Origin of the sequence: Micrococcus sp. HMSC067E09, assembly GCF_001812555.1 — a bacterium.
GTDB classification, from domain to species: domain Bacteria; phylum Actinomycetota; class Actinomycetes; order Actinomycetales; family Micrococcaceae; genus Micrococcus; species Micrococcus lylae.
This window is the reverse complement of the sequence record NZ_KV809431.1, coordinates 42789-62943: the sequence shown is the minus strand read 5'-3', so window position 1 is coordinate 62943 and position 20155 is coordinate 42789. Positions and strand designations below refer to the sequence as shown.

At 71.7% G+C, this 20155-nt stretch carries 15 protein-coding genes; 5 read left to right on the top strand and 10 right to left on the bottom strand.

What is annotated here, in order from left to right; translation table 11 throughout:
• The first annotated feature begins 175 nt into the window (after positions 1 to 175).
• Positions 176 to 856: an MBL fold metallo-hydrolase gene (locus tag HMPREF2863_RS04450; RefSeq protein WP_067188947.1), complete on the top strand. Its 681-nt coding sequence runs from the start codon at positions 176 to 178 to the stop codon at positions 854 to 856.
• Positions 853 to 1713: a class I SAM-dependent methyltransferase gene (locus tag HMPREF2863_RS04445; RefSeq protein ID WP_083315222.1), complete on the top strand. Its 861-nt coding sequence runs from the start codon at positions 853 to 855 to the stop codon at positions 1711 to 1713. Before HMPREF2863_RS04450 ends, HMPREF2863_RS04445 begins: the two co-directional genes overlap by 4 nt.
• Before the next feature lie 64 nt (positions 1714 to 1777).
• On the opposite strand, the gene HMPREF2863_RS04440 is transcribed toward HMPREF2863_RS04445, so the two are convergent.
• Both HMPREF2863_RS04440 and HMPREF2863_RS04435 read right to left on the bottom strand, forming a co-directional pair.
• The gene (locus tag HMPREF2863_RS04440) at positions 1778 to 2794 is read right to left on the bottom strand and encodes an acyltransferase family protein (protein ID WP_167635489.1); all 1017 of its coding nucleotides are present in this window, start codon (positions 2792 to 2794) and stop codon (positions 1778 to 1780) included.
• Between the two features lie 118 nt (positions 2795 to 2912).
• Positions 2913 to 3824 (bottom strand): methyltransferase domain-containing protein, encoded by a 912-nt coding sequence (locus HMPREF2863_RS04435; protein WP_067188943.1) that lies wholly within the window; start codon positions 3822 to 3824, stop codon positions 2913 to 2915.
• A 43-nt stretch (positions 3825 to 3867) separates the two neighbouring features.
• Between HMPREF2863_RS04435 and HMPREF2863_RS04430 the strand changes: the two genes are divergently transcribed.
• Entirely contained in the window at positions 3868 to 6495 is a 2628-nt protein-coding gene (locus HMPREF2863_RS04430; protein WP_070638268.1) for a DEAD/DEAH box helicase, read from the top strand.
• A gap of 108 nt (positions 6496 to 6603) precedes the next feature.
• Entirely contained in the window at positions 6604 to 8097 is a 1494-nt protein-coding gene (locus tag HMPREF2863_RS04425) for an alpha/beta fold hydrolase (protein ID WP_070638265.1), read from the top strand.
• A 215-nt stretch (positions 8098 to 8312) separates the two neighbouring features.
• On the opposite strand, the gene HMPREF2863_RS04420 is transcribed toward HMPREF2863_RS04425, so the two are convergent.
• From HMPREF2863_RS04420 to coaE (HMPREF2863_RS04385), 8 genes are all read right to left on the bottom strand, one after another.
• Positions 8313 to 9566, bottom strand: a complete 1254-nt coding sequence (locus HMPREF2863_RS04420; RefSeq protein ID WP_070638262.1) for a TerC family protein — start codon at positions 9564 to 9566, stop codon at positions 8313 to 8315.
• Between the two features lie 241 nt (positions 9567 to 9807).
• On the bottom strand, positions 9808 to 10632 hold the full coding sequence (locus HMPREF2863_RS04415) for a putative hydro-lyase (protein ID WP_067188935.1): 825 nt from the start codon (positions 10630 to 10632) through the stop codon (positions 9808 to 9810).
• Positions 10629 to 11534 carry a hypothetical protein gene (locus tag HMPREF2863_RS04410; RefSeq protein WP_067188933.1) on the bottom strand — a complete coding sequence of 302 codons (906 nt, stop codon included), beginning with the start codon at positions 11532 to 11534 and terminating at the stop codon, positions 10629 to 10631. Before HMPREF2863_RS04410 ends, HMPREF2863_RS04415 begins: the two co-directional genes overlap by 4 nt.
• Entirely contained in the window at positions 11531 to 12310 is a 780-nt protein-coding gene (locus HMPREF2863_RS04405; protein ID WP_070638259.1) for a SatD family protein, read from the bottom strand. The genes HMPREF2863_RS04410 and HMPREF2863_RS04405 overlap by 4 nt, the downstream gene beginning before the upstream one ends.
• A complete protein-coding gene (locus HMPREF2863_RS04400) occupies positions 12307 to 13674 on the bottom strand; it encodes an MFS transporter (RefSeq protein ID WP_070638256.1) in 1368 nt (455 codons plus the stop codon). The genes HMPREF2863_RS04405 and HMPREF2863_RS04400 overlap by 4 nt, the downstream gene beginning before the upstream one ends.
• A 2-nt stretch (positions 13675 to 13676) precedes the next feature.
• The gene (gene uvrB / locus HMPREF2863_RS04395; RefSeq protein WP_067188927.1) at positions 13677 to 15815 is read right to left on the bottom strand and encodes an excinuclease ABC subunit UvrB; all 2139 of its coding nucleotides are present in this window, start codon (positions 15813 to 15815) and stop codon (positions 13677 to 13679) included.
• 61 nt (positions 15816 to 15876) lie between these two features.
• Positions 15877 to 16623: a dephospho-CoA kinase gene (coaE, locus tag HMPREF2863_RS04390; protein ID WP_082739533.1), complete on the bottom strand. Its 747-nt coding sequence runs from the start codon at positions 16621 to 16623 to the stop codon at positions 15877 to 15879.
• A gap of 187 nt (positions 16624 to 16810) precedes the next feature.
• Positions 16811 to 19189 carry a dephospho-CoA kinase gene (gene coaE / locus HMPREF2863_RS04385; RefSeq protein WP_067188925.1) on the bottom strand — a complete coding sequence of 793 codons (2379 nt, stop codon included), beginning with the start codon at positions 19187 to 19189 and terminating at the stop codon, positions 16811 to 16813.
• Positions 19190 to 19366: 177 nt separating this feature from the next.
• On the opposite strand from coaE (HMPREF2863_RS04385), the gene HMPREF2863_RS04380 reads away from it, so the two are divergent.
• Positions 19367 to 20116, top strand: a complete 750-nt coding sequence (locus HMPREF2863_RS04380) for an IMPACT family protein (RefSeq protein WP_070638253.1) — start codon at positions 19367 to 19369, stop codon at positions 20114 to 20116.
• The last annotated feature ends 39 nt before the right edge of the window (positions 20117 to 20155 follow it).

The following is a 20155-nucleotide window of genomic DNA, read 5'->3' as shown; positions in this document are numbered from 1 at the left end:
CAGGCGTGATCCTGCCGACTGTTCCGCCCAGGGCGGACGTCGCCGCCGCCCGCCGCGGCTCCCGCCGGCCGCTTCCCGACGACGGCCGCGCGCCCTTCGCCTCTGCCCTCGCCCGCCGTGGCGGTCCGGGAGATCGAGCTGTCCTGCAGCACAGTCCGCACGTAGACTCGAGCTCATGTCCGCGTCCCCCGCCGCTCCCCGTCTCCTGCACGATCTGCCCGCCGTCACGGTGCGCACGTGCGTCGTCTCCGAGATGCAGAACAACGTCTACCTGCTGACCTCCAAGACCACGGGAGCGCAGATCCTCGTGGACGCGGCGGACGAGCCGGAGGCGATCGCGGCGCTGCTGGCCTCCGCGGCGGACGACACCCCGTGCGAACCGCACCTGGACCTGCTGATCACCACGCACCGGCACTGGGACCACATCCGTGCCACCGCGGCCGTGGTGGAGCAGCACTCGCCGCGCCACGCCGCCGGAGCCGCAGACGCCGAACAGATCGAGAAGGAGACCGGCACCGAGGTCACCGAGCGCCTGGAGCACGGCGCCACGGTGGGAGTCGACGGCATCGAGCTGGACGTGATCGGCCTGCGCGGCCACACCCCCGGCTCCGTCGCCCTGGTGCTGCAGTCGGGCCCGGACGAGGAGCCCATGGTGTTCAGCGGGGATTCGCTCTTTCCGGGCGGCGTCGGCAAGACCTGGTCGGACGAGGATTTCCGCTCCCTGCTGGCGGACGTGACCGCGCGCCTCTTCGACGTCTACGAGGACGACACGGTCGTCCACCCCGGCCACGGCGACTCCACCACCCTGGGCGCCGAGCGCCCGCACCTGGACGAGTGGGCCGAGCGCGGCTGGTGACCGCGCGCAGCACCGCCGCGGACGAGCACGGCCGCGGGCAGGACCGCCTCGAGAGCAAGGTCCTGCGCTTCTACGGACAGGACTTCGACGAGGACGCCCGGCTGCGGACCCAGAGCGCGCAGAGCGCCGTCGAGTTCCTCCGCGTGCAGTCCCTGCTGCGCGCCCGCCTCTCCCCCGGCTCCCGTGTGCTCGACGTCGGCGGCGCAACAGGTGTGCACGCCGAATGGCTCGCCGACGACGGGCATGCGGTGACGCTCCTGGACCCGGTGCCGGAGCAGGTGGCCGTGGCCGCCGCGCTGCCGGGTGTGGAGGCCCTCGTCGGCGACGCCCGTGACCTGCCCTTCGCCGAGGCCTCCGCGGACGCCGTCCTGCTCTTCGGGCCGCTCTACCACCTGCCCTCGCGCAGGGACCGGCTGCGCGCCCTGGCCGAGGCCCACCGCGTGCTGCGTCCGGGCGGCCTGGTCTTCGCCGCGGGCATCAGCCGGCTCGGGGCCTTTCTCGACGGCGTGCTCGAGCGGGTCGCCTCCGGAGACCCCCACGTGGACGCCGACGACGTGGCCCTGCTCAACGACGGCGCCTGGACCAACCCCGGCCCCGGGTTCCCCGGCGGCCACTTCCACAGCTCGGCGGAGCTGGCGGACGAGCTGCGCGCCGCCGGGTTCACCGAGGTCTCGGTGCGCGGACTCGAGGCGCCCACGGCCGTCGCCCTGCAGTCAGAGGCGCCCGACGCCGAACTCTCCGCAGCGGCCGTGGCCCTGGCCGACCGCCTGGACGCGCTCCACGCGGACGGCGCTCCGACCCGACCGGGCGTCGCGGACCTCTCGGCGCACCTGCTGGCCCTGGGCACCCGGCCCTGAGGGACCGCCAGAACCCTGTGCTCGGCGGCGGAAACCGGGCGAGAAGGCAGGCGGAGGTGAGCGCTCAGGCGGTGGCGACGGGCCGTCGTCGGGCGGCGCGGACCAGGCGGGACGTGGAGGGGAACTCGAAGAGGTACTTCGTCCACGGGTAGAGCGCGGCCAAGACCAGGGAGACGCCCGCGCCGGCGGCGAAGAGCAGGCCCACGCCGGCGATGCCCTCGGGCAGGTCCACGGTGCGACGCAGCAGACGGATGACCGGGTAGTGGACCACGAACAGCACGATCGAGTGGCGGCCCACCCAGGCGAAGGCGCGCATCAGCGGGTTGTCCGGGATCTGGGCGAGCAGCCAGAGGACGGATACCACGCCGATGACGGACATGGTCATCACCGGCCAGCTCTCCTCGGACGGATACCGGCCGGCCTCGATCGCGCGTCGGGCCCAGTCCCAGGTGACGACGGCCGGCAGGAGCATGACCTGCCATGGGATCCGGGGCAGGTCCTCGCGCCAGCGGCCGAGGGCTGCGCCGACGAAGAAGAACCCGCCGAACCAGGTCATGCGCTCGGCCACCAGCGCCCACTCGTGCAGCCCGCCCGTGATCGCGTCCGGCTCGAGCCGGATGGCCAGGGCGAACAGGACCACGGCGATGATCAGCGGCGGCACGCGCTTCAGGGCGAGCCCGAGCAGGTAGCCGACGAACACCACGGACAAGAACCAGGTGTGGGCGCCGTTGAGCCACCAGGTGGGCTCCAGGGCGGCGGCCAGGCCGAAGAACGGCAGCATCACCGCGGTCCAGAGCAGCCACGGCCACGCGATGCGGCGCAGCTTGCCGGCGAGGTACTGCCCGGCGGGCCGGCGCAGGGACAGCGTCAGCAGCATGCCGGAGACCAGCAGCAGCCCGGGCATCCGGAACGACCCCACGGCGGCGTTGACGTCCCGCACCAGCTCGGAGCGGGCCAGACCGGAGTCCACGAGCGCCGTCTGGGCATGAAGCAGGACCACCAGCAGCACCGCCAGGCCCCGATAGACGTCCATCCAGAGCAGACGGGGGCGCGGCGCAGCCGCAGAGGTGGGGGTGGGCATGCGCACCAGGGTAGCCTCGCCGGGCGCCGCCGGGCCCGCAGGCGCGCAGGATCGACTGGGCACCGGGCACGTTGCCGAGGGGCCACGCCGCCCGTTGCGGGCGGGCCCAAGCACCGGCTCAGCCGGGGCGGTGGCCCACCAGGAAGATCCGGCGGAAGGCGAAGAGCACGGCGGCATCGTCTCCCTCGCCGGTGCCGGGCACACGCGGGTAGGCCGCACGCATGCGCTCGGCGTAGGCGGCGCGGTACCGCGGAGCGAGGGCCTCGGGCGTGCCGGTGAGGCCGTGGGCCTCGTCGTGGGCGGTGAGGGCGTGGACGAACGGCTTGGCCACGGTGGCGCCGGTGAACGCCGGGACCGGGTCCGGGCCGCGCATCACCTGCTGGTAGGTGGTCTCCCAGACGTCGGCCTCCCAGCCGGCGGCGAGCAGGTCACCGGCGTAGTCGGCCGGCTCCGCCACGGTGTCCGTGGAGCGCTCGCCGGACACCACGGCGGCGAAGGGCTCCTCGGCGGCGAGGCGGTGCAGCTCGGCGTGCGAGGGGTTGCGGTGCTGGGCCGGGACCTGGGCGGCGAACCAGGCGCCGGCGGGCAGGTCGGCCAGCCAGCCGCGGACGAGCTCGCGGTGCTCCGGGATCCACTGGAGCATCGCGTTGGTGACGAGGACGTCGGTGTCCGGCTCCGGGGACCAGGCGCGGGCGTCCACGGTGGCGTAGCGGAGGTTCTCCGGTCGGTCTGGGCGGGCGTTGGCGGCGTCCACCATCTCCTGCGAGGAGTCCAGGCCGACCACCTCGGCCTCGGGCCAGCGGCGGGCCAGGGCCTCGGTCATGGTACCGGGGCCGCAGCCCAGGTCCACCACGCGGCGCGGGTGCGTGGCACCGATGCGGGCGGTGAGGTCCGCGAAGGGGCGTCTGCGATGGTCGGCGAACACCTCGTACTGCGCCGGATCCCAGCGGAAGCCGGCGCCGGGGGCTCCGGAGGGGACCGGGCCGTCGTCGTGGGTGGCGGTGCCGGCGGAAGCATGCTGATCGGCCATGGCCCCACCGTAGGTCCGCCCGCCGCCGATAGGGTAGAGCGCGATGAGCTCCGCGACTTCTTCCTTCACAGACACCCTGACGTCCCTCGGCTCCTCCCCCGAGCCGGACGCGGTGTTCGGCGCCTTCACGGACTGGACCACGTCCCGGGGCATCACCCTCTACCCGGCCCAGGAGGAGGCCGTGATGGAGCTGGTCCAGGGACACAACGTCATCCTGGCCACCCCCACCGGCTCCGGGAAGTCGATGGTGGCGCTGGCCGCCCACGCGGACGCGCTCGCCCACGGCGCCGTCTCCTACTACACGGCGCCGATCAAGGCGCTGGTCTCGGAGAAGTTCTTCGCCCTGGTGGACGTGTTCGGCGCGGACAACGTCGGCATGGTCACGGGCGACTCCACCGTCAACGGGGACGCCCCGATCATCTGCTGCACCGCAGAGATCCTCGCCAACCGGGCCCTGCGCGAGGGCTCGGGCATGGAGATCGGCACCGTGGTGATGGACGAGTTCCACTACTACGCGGACCCCTCCCGCGGCTGGGCCTGGCAGGTCCCCCTGCTGGAGCTGCCCCAGGCCCGGTTCCTGCTGATGTCCGCCACCCTCGGCGACACCAGCCGCCTCGAGGCGGACCTGCGCGAGCGCACCGGACGCGAGGTCGCCGTCGTCGCCCACGCCGAACGGCCCATCCCGCTGAGCTTCGAGTACTCGGAGACCCCGTTGCAGGAGAAGGTGGAGGAGCTGGTCGCCACACACCAGGCGCCGGTGTACATCGTGCACTTCTCCCAGCTGGACGCCGTGGAGACGGCGCAGGGTCTGGCGTCCGTTTCCGTGGCCTCCAAGGAGGAGAAGGAGGCCATCGCCGCGCGGATCGCCGGGTTCCGGTTCTCCGCCGGCTTCGGCAAGACCCTGAACCGTCTGGTCCGCAACGGCATCGGTGTCCACCACGCCGGCATGCTGCCGAAGTACCGCCGCCTGGTGGAGAAGCTGGCCCAGGACGGACTGCTGAAGGTCATCTGCGGCACGGACACCCTCGGTGTGGGCATCAACGTGCCCATCCGCACCGTGCTCCTGACCGCCCTGTCCAAGTTCGACGGGGAGAAGACCCGCATCCTGCAGGCCCGGGAATTCCACCAGATCGCCGGCCGCGCCGGACGCGCCGGCTTCGACACGCAGGGGTACGTGGTGGTCCAGGCCCCAGAGCACGTGATCGAGAACCGGGCGGCCGAGCGCAAGGCCGCCGCCAGGTTTGCGCACGTCAAGGACGAGGCCGAGCGCGCCAAGCGCATGAAGCAGTCCATGAAGGGATCCAAGAAGAAGACCCCGCCGGCCGGCTTCGTCTCCTGGGGACCGGCCACCTTCGACAAGCTCGTGGCCGCCGAGCCGGAGCCGCTGGTCTCCCGCATGCAGATCACCCACTCGATGCTGCTGAACATCCTGGACCGTCCCGGCGACCCCGTCCTCGCCGTCCGCCGGCTGCTGCGCAGCACCCACGAGACCCCGGCCCGCCAGGCCATCCTCATGCGCCGCGCCCTGGGCATCTTCCGCGAGCTGCTGGCCACCGGCGTCGTCGAACGCCTGCCCGAGCCCGACGCCGAGGGCCGCACCGTGGACCTGACGGTGGACCTGCAGCCGGACTTCGCGCTCAACCAGCCGCTCTCCCCCTTCGCCCTGGCGGCCCTGGACCTGCTGGACCCGGCCGACCCGAACCACGCGCTGGACGTGGTCTCGGTCATCGAGGCCACCCTGGACCCGCCACGCCAGGTGCTCACCGGCCAGGTCAAGCGCGCCAAGACGGAGGCCGTGGCCGCCATGAAGGCCGAGGGCATGGAGTACACCGAGCGCATGCGCGCCCTCGACGAGGTCACCTACCCCATGCCGTTGGCCGAGCTGCTCGAGCAGCAGTTCGAGACCTACCGGGCCGGCGCCCCGTGGCTCGCCGAGTTCGAGCTCACCCCCAAGTCCGTGGTCCGGGACATGTTCGAGCGGGCCATGGGCTTCGGCGACTACGTGCAGTTCTACGGCCTGGCCCGCTCCGAGGGCGTGCTGCTGCGCTACCTGACCGACGCCGTGAAGGCCCTGCGGCACACCGTCCCGCAGGAGGCCCGCACGGACGAACTGCAGATCATGCTCGACTGGCTGGACGAGACCGTGAAGCAGACCGACTCCTCCCTCCTCGAGGAGTGGGAGGACCTCGTGGCCGGGGACATCGACGAACTCCGCAAGGACCACGAGTCCATCGCCCCGCCGACCCCGCCGCGGTTGACCGACAACGAACAGATCTTCGGCGTCATGGTCCGCAACGCCATGTTCCACCGGGTCCGCCTCTTCGGCGACGAACAGGACCACGCGCTCGCCGAGCTCTCCGGTGACCTGTCTGCGGACGACTGGGCCGATGCCCTCGACGACTTCTTCGAGGACCACGAGGACATCGACGACGGCCCCGCGGCCCGCGGCCCCCAGTACTTCCTGGTGGACCGCTCCCCCGAAGTGCCTTCCCCCGTGGAGCTCACCGGCTCCCGCTGGTGGGGCGTGCGCCAGGTCCTCGTGGACCGCGACGGGGACCTGGACCACGGCATCAACGCCGTCGTGGACCTGGACGCCTCGGACGAGGCCGCCGGCCCCGTCATCACGGTCGTCTCCGTCGGCCGCCCGGAGTCCGGCTGGCAGACCCGCTGACCGGCACCGGCCGCCCGTCCCTCCCCCGTTTCACTCCCGACGACGGCCCCTCGCCCCCCGCCCCATCGACCGTCGCGCTCGCCTCGCCGAGGCGACAGAAGGAGCACCATGACCGAGCAGACCTTCGTCCCCGGCGATCCGCGCGGCTTCGCCGCGCTCGAGCCCGCCGCCCACGAGCAGGGCGACACGATCGCACTGCTGGACGGCACTGTGACCGTGGAGCACCGCTTCACGGTGCCGGTGGACCACTCCCAGACCCTGGCCGAGGCCCGGGAGCACACCGCGGACGGCACGGGCCCGGGCCCCGGCGGCGCCGGAACCCTCACCGTGTTCGCCCGCGAGTTCCGTGCCTCGGACTCGGCGGAGGACGCAACGAAGCCGTGGCTGCTCTACCTGCAGGGAGGCCCGGGCTCCGGCGGCACCCGTCCGGCACGCCTGGGCGGATGGATGAAGGAGGCCTGCCGCACCCACCGGGTGCTTATGCTGGACCAGCGTGGCACCGGCGCCTCCACCCCGGCCACCGTGGCCTCCCTGTCCGCCCTGTCCCCGCAGGCCCAGGCCGACTACCTGGTCCACCTGCGTGCCCCGGGGATCGTCCGGGACGCGGAGATGATGCGCCTGGCCCTGGGGGTCGAGCGCTGGACCACGCTCGGCCAGTCCTTCGGCGGATTCTGCACGCTGTCCTACCTGTCCTGGTACCCGGAGTCCCTCGAGCGTTCGCTGGTCACCGGCGGACTCGCCCCCGTGACCGGCCACGCGGACCGGGTCTACCGCGCCACCTACGCCCGGATGCGCGCCCGCGCCGAGGAGTTCTTCGGCCGAGTGCCGCAGGCCGAGGACGGCTGGAAGCGCATCGTGGCTCACCTGCGTTCCCGGGCCGCCGCAGGAGAGCCGGAGATGCTCCCAGACGGCAGCGAGCTGACCGTGGCCCGCGCCCAGATGCTCGGCATGTACCTCGGTGGCAACACCCGCCTGGACACGCTCGTGTACCTGCTCACCGAGGGGCTGGACACCACCGGCGGCACCCCTCGCCTGTCCGAGGCGTTCCGCGCGGCGGTGGCCGGCATGGTCGAGCGCCGCACCCATCCGCTCTACACCGTGCTGCACGAGGCGATCTATGCACAGCCCAACGCCGTCAGCGAGGCCACCGGCTCCGCCGCCACGGGCTGGGCCGCCGCGCGCGTGCTCGCCGAGCACCCTGACTTCGACCCCGAGGCCGCCGCCGCCGAGAACGCCGCCCCGGTGCCCACCGGCGAGCACGTGTTCGCCTGGCAGGTCGCCGCGGACTCCGACCTCGCCCCACTGGCCGAGGCCACGCAGATCCTCGCCGCCAAGCAGGACTGGGGCCCGCTCTACGACGTCGAAGCCCTGGCGGAGAACACCGTGCCGGTGGCCGCCGCCGTGTACACCGACGACGTGTACGTGGACCGCGACCTCTCCCTGGAGACCGCCGAGGCCGTGCAGGGGCTGAAGGTCAAGGAGTACGACGAGTTCCACCACGACGGCATCGGCGACGAGGGCGCACGGATCCTCCGTGAGCTCCTCGAACTCGCCGGCGGCAGCCCTGCCCCGAACGACGACCCCACCGACACGACGACCTGAACCCCGCTCGCCCCACCCTCCCCCGATCCGTTTTCGCTCGTGACATGGGAGGCACCGTGACGCCGGCCGCCTCCGATGTCGCGAGCGAAAACGTGGGGTGGGCAACGGGATGAGTGACGGGGATTGAAACCGCGACTCACCCGTGACGCAAGCGGCCGCCCACCTCGAACAGGTGGGCGGCCGTCGTCGTGCAGCCGGCGGAGCCGGTGCGGGCCTCAGACGTCCGGGCCGTCCTGGGCCACGATCTTCCGGGACACGCCGCGCGAGTCCGTGGCCGAGGCGTCCTGCAGCCGGGCCTCGTGGGCGGTGCGGATGATCGAGGAGAACGCGTCCTTGTGGTCCAGCAGCTCGTCCTTCCACTTCTGGTCCAGCTTCTCGGCCCGCTCGGTCCATTCGTCCATCTTCTCCTCCGCCCTGCGGCGCTCCTCCGCGGGGGCGTCCGCCGGCAGCTTGGAGTACCGGTGCGCGAACTTCTCGGCGTTCTGCAGCGCGATGAGCGCCTTGCCCTTCGGAGAGTACAGGGACACCACCACGGTCAACGCGAGGACGCCGACGACGACGAGCAGGGACACGGTGGTCGGGATCTCCGCGACCGGCACGTTCTCGCCGCCGTTGACGAACGGCAGGTTGTTCTCATGCAGGGCGTGGAGGATGAGCTTCACGCCGATGAACGCGAGGATCGCGGACAGGCCGTAGGAGAGGTAGACCAGGCGGTCCAGCAGGCCGTCGATCAGGAAGTACAGCTGGCGCAGGCCCATGAGAGAGAATGCCGTGGCGGTGAAGACGATGTACGCCTCCTGGGTCACACCGAAGATCGCCGGGATCGAGTCGAAGGCGAAGAGGATGTCGGTCGCGCCGATGGCCACCATGACCAGCAGCATCGGGGTCATGACCTTCGTGCCGTTCTGCACGGAGAACAGCTTGTCCCCGTCGTAGCGGTCCGAGGCCGGCAGCAGCCGTTTGGCCAGGCGGACCATGACGTTGTCCGCCTCGTCCTCGGCCTCGTCGCCGGCGAGCTCCCCCTTCAGCTGGGAGCCGGCCACGAGGAGAAGGAAGATGCCGAAGATGTAGAAGACGTCCGACCAGGCGTTGATGATCGCCGCACCGAGCAGGATGAACACCGTGCGCGAGATCAGGGCGAAGGTGATGCCGAACAGGAGCACCTTCTGCTGGTAGTCGCGGGGCACCTTGAAGGACGCCATGATCACCAGGAACACGAAGAGGTTGTCGACGCTGAGCGCCTTCTCCAGGATGTAGCCGGTGTAGTACTCGACCGCGTGCTGTGTGTCGCCGAAGGCGAAGAACACGAGGCCGAACACGAGGGCCGCTCCGATGTAGATGGCGGACCAGACCGCGGCCTCGCGGATGGTGGGGGTGTGCGCCTTGCGCACGTGGGCGAAGTAGTCGAACGCGAGCAGGCCGACGATCAGTGCGATCGTCAGCCCCCACGTCAATCCGTTGATCTCCATGATCGTCGGTGCCTTTCAGCTCCAGGACAGGTGGAAACGACCGCAAGTCTCTCCGCCCGGCGCTCCATGGCGCTCTCAGGCCGCTGCGTCCGGCTCCCGGCGACAGGTGACCGACCATGGTCACGCGTTCCGGTCGCGTGCTGACGTCCGCAGTGTTCGGGATACTCCCCTACGACGCCGACCAGTGTAGCGAAGCGGTCCGCGTGCGGTGGTCAGGTCGGCGCAGGGTCATGGTGACCGCTCAGGCGGGGCGCCGCCCGTCCGGCTGGTCCGTGACGAACATGTGCCCCGGGGCGTGCGTGATCGCCCACGGAGGGCGTGACAGCTCGAGCGCGCGCTGCGGGGTGACGCCGCAGGGCCAGAACACGGGGACGTCACCCGGGTGCATCTCGGTGGGGTCGCCATAGTCCGGGGCATCCAGGTCTGCGATGCCGAGGGCCGCCGGATCGCCGACGTGCACCGGCTCACCGTGGGCCCGCGGCACGCCGGCGGACACGACGGCCGCCCGCGCCACCAGCCGCGGCGGCACCGGCCTCATGGACACCACCAGCTCCCCCCTCATGCGGCCGGCCGAGCGCAGCGGCACGTCGGTCCGGTACATGGCGACGTTGCGGCCCTGGTCGATGTTCCGCACCGGCACGCCGGCCGCCTGCAACGCCGACTCGAACCCGAAGCTGCAGCCGATGAGGAAGGCCACGGCGTCCCCGGTCCAGTGGGAGGTGGCGTCCGCCACCTCGCCCACGAGTTCACCGTCCCGCCAGAGCCGGTACAGCGGCAGGTCCGTGCGCAGGTCCGCGCCCGGTGCCCACGGCGTGGTGGGATCGCCCGCGTCGGTGACGTCCAGCAGCGGCATGGGGGCTGGGTTGCGCTGGGCGAACAGGAGCATCTCGTAGGCCCAGTCCGCGGGCAGGACGATCAAGTTCGCCTGGGTGAACCCCGGTGCCAGGCCCGAGGTGGGCCGGACGAGGCCGCCCCGGAAGCGAGCGCGATGGGCGGCGGGCGCCTCGGAGGCGGCCTGCGGCTCCTGTGCGAGGGCGTCGGCGGCGGACGTGTACGGGTCGGTCATGGGGAGGGCACCTCCAGAAGCGGGCCGTGGGCGGCCGCGAAGATCAGCAGTGCGGAGACGAAGGCCAGGCCCCAGCTGGTCAGGGACCCGACGAGGAACTCCTCGGCGCGGGAGCCCTTGCCCGCGTCCGCGGAAATCTCCGGGAAGCGGACGATTCCCTTGGCGGCCATGAGTGCCGCCACCACCTGATAGGCGCCGGCCAGGCCCAGACCTGCCAGGAGCAGACGCTCGACCGGGCCGATCCAGCGGCCGCCGCGCAGGCCGGAGTCCGGGGCGCCGGACTCTTCTGTGGTGCCGGTGGACGCGTCGGCCCCGGCTGTGGGAGCGTCCGGGGGCACCTCGACGGCGGCCGCGACGGCGGCCTCACCGGTGGTCTCGGATACGGCGTCGTCGCGAGGGTCGTCTGCAGGTGCCTGGGCGGGGGCTGGCGGCCCGTCCTGGGTGGACGGACGGCCGGCGAGGACGAGGACGTCACGGGTGATCCGGTTGCCCGGCTCGATGAGGAACGCCAAGGCGCCGAGCACCACCGGCCATCCGGACCCCAGCGCCACGTGGAGGCCGCCGTAGGCCACCAGCTCGAGGCCGGCCAGCAGGACGAGCACCGCCACGAGGACGGGCGAGGCCCAGGCGCGTGTCCCGGCGGCCGTCCAGGCGCAGCCCGCCGCCAGGGCCAGGGCGCCGGCGAGGAGGACGGGGGCGGCGTCGGCTCCTCCGGAGCCGCCGTGCCCTCCGAGGGACGAGGTGAGGGCCACGAACACCAGGGTCAGCAGGACGACCACCGCGCCGACGCCGAGACCGATGAGCCGGTGGCGTGCGGTGGGGACCGCCCCAGGCCCGCGACCGGCCAGCAGGGCCACGGTGAACTCGGTGGCGGCCAGGCACAGCAGGACGACGCCGATCATCGGTGCTCCTGCCCCGTCCGGGCCGGCCGTCCGGCGGCCTGCGCCAGCAGATGGTCCACGTCCACGAGCATCCGCCCGCCGGAGCGGGTCAGCGACTGCGACACGGCGGACTGGCTGATGCCCTCGGCCTCGGCCACGTCCTTCTGGTAGACGCCGTCCAAGGTGGCGCGGACGATCCGCCGCTCCCGCGGCTTCATCGCTCCGATGAGGTGCTCCAGCAGGCGGGCCGCCGCCGCCTCCAGTCCGGGCACCGCCTCCCCGTCCTCCGCAGCGTCCCCGGCGGCGGAGCGCACCTCGAGCGTGGCCGCCGTCGCATCCCGTTCGTGTCCGGCCTCGATCGCGGCGCGCGCGGACCACCAGGCGTCGCCGTCCAGGATCGGTCCGCCCTGGCCGTCGGCCAGCGCGGTCACGTGTCCGAGCCCGATGCCGAAGCGCAGGCGCACCGGCTCCTGAAGGGCCAGCATCACCCGGAGCAGGGCGCGCAGTGCGGTGGGCAGGTCCGGGTAGACGGCCTGGAACTCGTCGCCGACGGTCGCCCACGGCGGGACCTGCCCCGCTCCCGGGGCCGGGGGCTGGTCCCCGGCTGTACCGGAACTCGTCTCGTCCGTCCCCGCCTGCCCGTCCGCATGCGACGAAGCCGATCCGCAGACCTGCCCATGGGCCTCGGCCCAGGCGTGCAGCACCTGCTCCTGCGCGGATGCACGGTCCGGGAGCAGCCGCGACCCGACCAGATCCGCGATCACCGCCACGGCCGGCACGGCCCCCTGCTCGGTCATGACATCACTTCCTGACTGATACTGACATTAGTATAAGCGTGAAGGTCATGGCGCAGGGCGGCGAGCACTCCCGCGAGGCCCGCCAGGCAGATCACACCGCCCACCACGGCGAGCCCGTGGAATCCGATGACGGCCATGATCAGCCCGGACAGCGCTGCCGCCACCGCGGCACCGGCACCCATCCCGGCATCCGTGACGCCCTGGACCAGCACCCTGCGCGGGCCGGCCGCATGCTCGGACACGTAGGCGGAGCCTGCCACCGTCACCAGGGACCACCCCAGACCCAGGAGGATGAGCGCGACCGTCACGGCCCCCCGGCTGCCCGGCCAGGCGAAGGCCGTCACGCAGGAGCCCAGCAGCACGCCCTCGCCCAGCGCCATGGTCCTGAGCCGCCCCCAACGGTCGGCGAGCAGGCCCACGAGCGGGGACAGCGCGTACATGCCGGCGATGTGCAGCGAGATGACCAGCCCGATCACCACGAGGGTGTCCGCGTCCGTGTGATGGTGTCCGGCCGCCGCCTGACCGGCATGCCCCGCGTGCTCGGCGGCGGCCAGCTGGGACAGGTGCACCGAGGTCATGGCCATGATGCCGACCATCACGGTGTGCGCGGCGACCACGGAGCCCACGCCGAGCAGGAGCCTGCGGCTCGCCACGGTCACCTTGAGGCCGTCGCGGAGCCGGGGTGCGGCGACCTTCTCGGCGGCCTCCTGGCCCACCTCCACGTCCGGGCGCAGGTGCAGGGGGTCCGGCCGCAGCCCGATCTGCAGGACGGTCACCGCAAGGACCATGCCGACCAGGGAGAACAGGAAGGGTCCGGAGGTCTCCGGCAGCCCGAGCGCCTCGGCGACAGCCGAGCCGGGTCCGATGAGGTTCGGCCCGGAGACGGCGCCGACGGTGATGGACCAGACCACGATGCCCAGGTCCCGCCCGCGGGTGCGGTCCTCGGCCAGGTCGGTGGCCGCGAAGCGTGCCTGAAGGTTGCCTGCACCCCCGAGGCCGATGAGCAGCGCCGCGAGCACCAGCACCGGGTAGCCGATCCCCGGCAACGCCTCCTCGAGCATGGGGGCCACGATCATGCCCAGCGCACCGAACGCCGCGATGCCGTAGGCCGTGGAGAGCGTGATGCGCCGCCCCTTGGCCAGGGCCAGCCGGGCCAGCGGCAGCGCCGACAGCGCACCGGCGAGGGACAGCGCCATGGTGGTCGTGCCCGCCAGCGCGTCGCTGCCCGAGAGCTCGGCCGCCATGAGGGAGCCGACGGCCAGGGCGGCGCCGTTGCCGATGCCGGAGAAGACCTGGCTCAGGGACAGGGTGGTGACGACCCTGTGCTGATGACGTGCCCGGGCGACCCCGTGGTCCCGGCCCATGCTCAGCCCTCCCGCTTCATCTGACGCAGTTCCTTCTTCAGCTCTGCGACCTCGTCGCGCAGGCGCGCGGCCAGCTCGAACTGCAGCTCGGCGGCGGCCTGGTGCATCTGCCGGGACATCTGGGTGATGAGGTCCTCGAGGTCCTTCGCCGGCAGCGTGGCGGCGTCCACGGCAGGACTCGCTCCGTCCTCGCCCTCGCCCTGCTCGGCGGCGTCGGCGCGCGCGGAGGTGATGCCGCGGCGGCCCATGCCGAAGTCGAAGCCGGACTTCACGCCGCCCATGCCGGAGAGGAAGTCCGCGGTGTCCGCGTCCTCGCGGGCCAGCTGGTCCGTGATGTCCGCGATGCGCTTGCGCAGCGGCTGCGGGTCGATCCCGTGCTCCCGGTTGTACGCGATCTGCACGGCCCGGCGGCGCTCGGTCTCGTCGATGGCCCGGCGCATCGAGTCCGTGACGTTGTCCGCGTACATGTGGACTTCGCCGGAGACGTTGCGGGCGGCGCGGCCGATGGTCTGGATGAGCGAGGTGGTGGAGCGCAGGAAGCCCTCCTTGTCCGCGTCGAGGATGGACACCAGGGACACCTCGGGCAGGTCGAGTCCCTCCCGGAGCAGGTTGATGCCCACGAGCACGTCGAAGGTGCCCTTGCGCAGCTCACGCAGCAGCTCCACACGCCGGAGGGTGTCCACGTCCGAGTGCAGGTACTCGACCTTCACGCCGTGCTCGAGCAGGTACTCGGTGAGGTCCTCGGCCATGCGCTTGGTCAGCGTGGTGACGAGGACGCGCTCGTCCTTGGCCGTGCGGATGCGGATCTGCTCGAGCAGGTCGTCGATCTGCCCCTGCACGGGCTTGACCACCACCTTGGGGTCCACCAGGCCGGTGGGGCGGATGATCTGCTCCACGTAGCCGTCGGCCTGCGAGAGCTCGTAGGGTCCGGGGGTCGCGGACAGGTACACGGTCTGGCCGATGCGCTCGAGGTACTCGTCCCACTTCAGCGGCCGGTTGTCCATGGCAGACGGCAGCCGGAACCCGTGCTCCACCAGGGTCCGCTTGCGTGACATGTCCCCCTCGTACATCGCGCCGATCTGCGGGATGGTCACGTGGGACTCGTCGACCACCAGGAGGAAGTCGTCCGGGAAGTAGTCCAGCAGGCAGTGCGGGGCGGAGCCGGCGGGCCGGCCGTCGATGTGCCGGGAGTAGTTCTCGATGCCGTTGCAGTAGCCCATCTGCTGCATCATCTCGAGGTCGTAGGTGGTGCGCATCCGCAGCCGCTGGGCCTCGAGGAGCTTGTCCTGGGACTCCAGCTCCTGCAGGCGCTCGCGCAGCTCGTCCTCGATGGACGTGATGGCCTTCGCCATGCGCTCGTCGCCGGCCACGTAGTGGGAGGCCGGGAAGATGTACATCTCGTCCTCCTCCCGGATCACCTGGCCGGTGAGCGGGTGGAGTGTCTGGATGGACTCGATCTCATCGCCGAAGAACTCGATGCGCACGGCCAGCTCCTCGTACATGGGGATGATCTCGACCACGTCGCCGCGCACGCGGAAGGTGCCGCGGTGGAAGTCGGTGTCGTTGCGGACGTACTGCATGGCCACGAACTGGCGCAGCAGCGCGTCCCGGTCCATCTCCTGCCCCTGCCGGAGGGTGACCATCTGCTCGATGTACTCCTCCGGCGTGCCGAGGCCGTAGATGCAGGAGACGGTGGCGACCACGACCACATCACGACGGGTCAGCAGCGCGTTGGTGGCCGAGTGGCGCAGACGCTCGACCTCCTCGTTGATGGAGGAGTCCTTCTCGATGAAGGTATCCGTCTGCGGGACGTACGCTTCCGGCTGGTAGTAGTCGTAGTAGGAGACGAAGTACTCGACCGCGTTGTGCGGCAGCAGCTCGCGGAACTCGTTGGCCAGCTGCGCGGCGAGCGTCTTGTTCTGGACCATCACCAGGGTGGGCCGCTGCAGGGACTCGATCAGCCACGCGGTGGTGGCGGACTTGCCGGTGCCGGTGGCTCCCATGAGGACGACGTCCTTCTCGCCGGCCTGGATCCTCTCGGTCAGCTCGGCGATCGCCGTCGGCTGGTCCCCCGAGGGCTGGTAGGGGCTGACGACCTCGAAGGGTGCGACGACGCGGTTGATCTGCTGGGCCAGGCTCATGCCAGCCAGCCTACGCGGGTCGGCGGACGCGGTGCGGTCCTCGCCCGCCGTCCCGACGACGTCACCGGCCTTGGGCGCGCCCCTCGCCGCGGTCCTCGGCCGGCTCGGCGGCGTCGGCAGCCGGTGCCTCGCCGGCCGGCTCGTCCCGACCCTGGGTGGAGTCCGGGTCGAAGCCGTCGCCGTCGACGGCGATGAAGCGGTCCCAGACCTTGTTCGCCGCGCGCTTCAGCGCATCCAGGTCGGCGTCGTTGACCAGGAGCACGTCGGCGGCCTTGCGGCGCTCCTCGTCGCTCGCCTGGGCGGCGATGCGGTTCTGGGCGTCCTCCACGGTCATGCCGCGGTCCTCCACCATGCGGCGGATGCGCTCCTGCACCGGCGACTCGACGACGACGACCAGGTCGTAGGCGGAGGCCTGGCCGGACTCGACGAGCAACGGCACGTCCTGGACCACCACGGCGTCCGGGCCGGCCTCCGCCACGAGCCGGCGGCCGAAGGCGCGGATGCGCGGGTGGACGATCCGGTTGAGGCGCTCGCGGGCGGCCGGGTCGGTGAAGACGATCTCGGCCATGGCGGCACGGTCCAGGTCCCCTTCGGCGGTGATGACGCGGTCGCCGAACTCGTCCTGGACGGCGGCGAGGCCCTCGGTGCCTCGGGCGAGCACGTCGCGGGCGATCTTGTCCGCGTCCACCAGGATGGCGCCGCGCTCGGCGAACACCCGGGCCACCGTCGACTTGCCGGCGGCGATGCCGCCGGTCAGGCCCACGTGCAGACGGGGACGGGAGGGGTGGGGTGCGACGGTCTCGGTCACGGAAGTCTCTCCTCGGTGGGTCGGAAGGCGGAGGCGAGGGGGCCGTCGTCGTCAAGGGCGCCGTCCCCGAGAGGCCGCGCGCGAGGCGGGCCGCTGTGCTCCGGCCCACAGCACGCTACCGGCCGGGGCCGCCCGAGGGCGACACCGGCCGGCGGCGTTTCGTCCCGGTGTCCGGGACGGCGGCGGATCAGGCGTCGGTGGACGCCGCCTTCACCTGGTCCAGCACGGGCTGGACATGTTCGGACCAGTAGGCGTCCACCGCAGCGGAGAGCTCCTCACGGGTGCCGGAGTTCTCGATGGTGGTCCAGCCGGGAGCGTCGCTGGGGTCCGCGTCCTGGGCATCCGCGTCGATCTCGGCCCAGGCCTGCTCGCGGGTGAGGCCGAGTTCGGCCATGAGCCGCTCCACGCGGGACTCCACCGAGGACTCGACCACGATCACGCGGTCGAAGTCGCGGGCCGAGGAGGACTCGTCCAGCAGGGCCAGGTCCACCACGAGGACCGCGTCGTCGCCGATCGCGGCGGCCCGGCGGTTCGCCTCGGCCTTCACGTGCGGGTCGACGACCTCGTAGAGGCGGGTGCGGGCGGCGGTGGACTCAGCGGTCAGGGCGTCCACGGCGGTCCAGTCCACGGAGCCGTCCGCGCGGACCATGTCCTCGCCGAACACGCCGCCGAGTTCCCGGACGGCGGGGTGGCCGGCCACGAGCAGTTCGTGCATGAGGTCGTCGTAGTCCACGACGACGGCACCGTGGCGCGCGAACTCAGAGGCCACGAGGGACTTGCCGGACGCCACGGCACCGGACATGCCGATGGTGACGGCGGCGCGTTCGGCGACCGTCTTCTGCTGGTGCCAGGTGTTCGGGGTGTGCGTGTCGTACTCCGGCTCGGTGCCGACCTCGAACTGCGGGCGGATGGAGTAGTCGGTGATGTCCACGCCGCCCTCCTGGGCACGGCGGTGGTACTCCTCCGCGGGGAGCACGGGCTTCCACTGACGGGTGCGCATCGGCTTGAGGGAGCCGGCGTCCTCGCGCAGGGCGCGCAGCAGCAGGGCGGCCTGCATGAGGGTCAGGACCATCACCGGGAAGCCGATGACGATGATGACCTCCTGCAGGGCGTCCAGGCCGTCCTCGCCGGCGGTGGTGATGATGGCCGTGCAGACCAGGCCGATGGACAGGCCCCAGAACACACGCTGGCGCCGGGTGGTCTCCTCCTCGTGCCCGGAGGCCATGGCGTCCATGACGAGGGCGCCGGAGTCGATGGAGGTGACGAAGAAGATGACGATGATCAGCAGGGCGAACGTGGCGACCGGCAGGTACAGCGGCATGTGCTGCAGGTACTGGAACAGCGCGGCCTGGACGTTGCCGTCCACCACGATGGTCTGGGTCATCTCACCCGGGGCGCCGGGCGCCGACGCGGTGGACCGGTCCAGCTGGTAGGAGGAGAAGCCGTAGACCCCCATCCAGATGATCACGAAGGCGGTCGGGATGCCGATGCCGGCGAAGACGAACTCGCGGATGGTGCGGCCGCGGGAGATCTTCGCGACGAACAGGCCGACGAACGGTGCCCAGGACACGGTCCACGCCCAGTAGAAGACGGTCCAGTCACCGGACCAGGCGCCGCCGCCCAGGGTGTCGCTGAAGGTGGTGAGCATGGGCAGCGCCTGCACGTAGCGGCCGACGGACTCGACCATGCCGCGCAGGACGTTGAGCGAGGACTCCGCCCACATCAGGCAGTAGAGCATGAAGGCCACAGCCATGCAGATGTTGATGTAGGACAGGCGCTTGACGCCCTTGTCCATGCCGGCCAGCACGGAGGTGAGCGCGGCGGCGGTGATCACGGCCATGATCAGCGCCTGGACCCAGCCGGCGATCGGGGTGCCGAACACGTAGTTCATGCCCGCGTTGATCTGCAGGGCGCCCAGGCCGGTGGACACGCCGATGCCGAACACCGTGGAGACGATGGTGACGACGTCGATGGTCTTGCCGATGGGTCCGTGGATGCCGTCGCCGAGGATCGGCTGGAAGGCGGAGGACACGCGCGGGGGAAGCTTGCGCTTGTACGTGAAGTACCCGAAGCACAGGCCCGGCACCAGGAGGATGCCCCACATGTGGATGCCGAAGTGCAGGTTGGCGAAGTTGATCGCCTGCATCAGGGCCTGGTCCGTGTAGGGATCGGTGCCCTCCAGCGGGGGGTTGGCGTAGTGGTTCATCGGCTCGGCGATGCCCCAGAACATGAGCACGGCGCCGACGCCTGCGGCGAAGAGCATGCCGAACCAGGCGATGCCGGAGTGTTCCGGGGTGGCGTCGTCGTCGCCGAGCTTGACGCGGCCGAAGCGGGAGAACGCGAGACCGAAGGCGAAGACCACCAGGCAGGTCGCCGAGGCGGTGTAGAACCAGCCGATGTCATAGCGCAGCCACTGGGCGGCCACGCCGAAGACCTGCTGGACCGGGCCCGGGAACGCTCCCATGGCGACGGTGAAGACGATGATGACCAGGGCCGAGGCGAAGAAGATCGCGGGCGAGGTGCGCAGCCCCAGGCGGTCGTGAAGGCGCGTCAGGAATGAGTTCATTCGAGTGGGGTGGTGTCGTCGAAACCCGGGGCGGCCGGTCCAAAGGGCCCGCGGCCGGGTGCGGTGCCGGAAGAGCACTGCCGACGATCCTAGGCAGAAGCTCGGCACAGGTCGAGACCGGCCGTGTCAGGCCGGGGTGTCACGGGCCTAGAGTGGAGCCGCCCTAGAGTGGAGCCCATGTCCGCCTCAGACCCCGCCGTCTCCCCTGCCGCATCCGACGCCGCCGCCGGCGTGGTGCGCTGCACGGTGCCCGCCGCGCGGACCCGCCCGGAGGACGGGTGGACCCATGTGGAGCTGGAGATCAGGCGTTCCCGGTTCCTGGGCTTCGTGGCCCGCGTGGACTCCGAGGACGACGCACGCGAGATGATCTCCGCCCTGCGCCGGCGCTTCCACGACTCCCGGCACGTGTGCAGCGCGTTCGTGCTCGGGCCGGACCGTCGCCAGGCCCGCTCCAACGACGACGGCGAACCGGCCGGCACCGCCGGTGCACCCATGCTCGAGGCCCTGATGCAGCGCCAGACCGGTCCGGACGGCGCTCGCGACCTCACCGACGTCTGCGCCGTGGTGGTCCGCTACTTCGGGGGCGTCAAGCTCGGCGCCGGCGGGCTGGTGCGCGCCTACTCGGACACGGTGAGCGCGACCCTCGACGCCGCACCCCTGGTCACCCGCTCCCGCATGGCCCTGTTCGAGGTGGACGCCCCCCACGCCGAGGCCGGCCGCTGGCAGCACGAGCTGGACTCCGCCGGGCATCACGTCCACGACGTGCGCTACGAGGCGGACGCAGCCGTGCTGTGCGTCGCCGTGCCGGACTCACCCACCCGCATTGAGTCCCTTCAGGCCTCGCTCGCCTCGGTCACCTCCGGCGCCGGCACGGCCGTGCCGATCGGCCACGACTGGGTGGACGTGGACGGAGCGGACCCGACCTGACACGCCCCGACGGCCCCGCACCGTGACGATGCGGGGCCG

Bases quoted from the DNA above. Each gene is read 5' to 3' on its own strand.
- HMPREF2863_RS04450 (WP_067188947.1), top strand. From the start codon at position 176: ATGTCCGCGTCCCCCGCCGCTCCCCGTCTCCTGCACGATCTGCCCGCC.
- HMPREF2863_RS04440 (WP_167635489.1), bottom strand. From the start codon at position 2,794: ATGCCCACCCCCACCTCTGCGGCTGCGCCGCGCCCCCGTCTGCTCTGG.
- HMPREF2863_RS04435 (WP_067188943.1), bottom strand. From the start codon at position 3,824: ATGGCCGATCAGCATGCTTCCGCCGGCACCGCCACCCACGACGACGGC.
- HMPREF2863_RS04430 (WP_070638268.1), top strand. From the start codon at position 3,868: ATGAGCTCCGCGACTTCTTCCTTCACAGACACCCTGACGTCCCTCGGC.
- HMPREF2863_RS04425 (WP_070638265.1), top strand. From the start codon at position 6,604: ATGACCGAGCAGACCTTCGTCCCCGGCGATCCGCGCGGCTTCGCCGCG.
- HMPREF2863_RS04420 (WP_070638262.1), bottom strand. From the start codon at position 9,566: ATGGAGATCAACGGATTGACGTGGGGGCTGACGATCGCACTGATCGTC.
- HMPREF2863_RS04415 (WP_067188935.1), bottom strand. From the start codon at position 10,632: ATGACCGACCCGTACACGTCCGCCGCCGACGCCCTCGCACAGGAGCCG.
- HMPREF2863_RS04410 (WP_067188933.1), bottom strand. From the start codon at position 11,534: ATGATCGGCGTCGTCCTGCTGTGCCTGGCCGCCACCGAGTTCACCGTG.
- HMPREF2863_RS04405 (WP_070638259.1), bottom strand. From the start codon at position 12,310: ATGACCGAGCAGGGGGCCGTGCCGGCCGTGGCGGTGATCGCGGATCTG.
- HMPREF2863_RS04400 (WP_070638256.1), bottom strand. From the start codon at position 13,674: ATGGGCCGGGACCACGGGGTCGCCCGGGCACGTCATCAGCACAGGGTC.
- uvrB (WP_067188927.1), bottom strand. From the start codon at position 15,815: ATGAGCCTGGCCCAGCAGATCAACCGCGTCGTCGCACCCTTCGAGGTC.
- coaE (WP_067188925.1), bottom strand. From the start codon at position 19,189: ATGAACTCATTCCTGACGCGCCTTCACGACCGCCTGGGGCTGCGCACC.
- HMPREF2863_RS04380 (WP_070638253.1), top strand. From the start codon at position 19,367: ATGTCCGCCTCAGACCCCGCCGTCTCCCCTGCCGCATCCGACGCCGCC.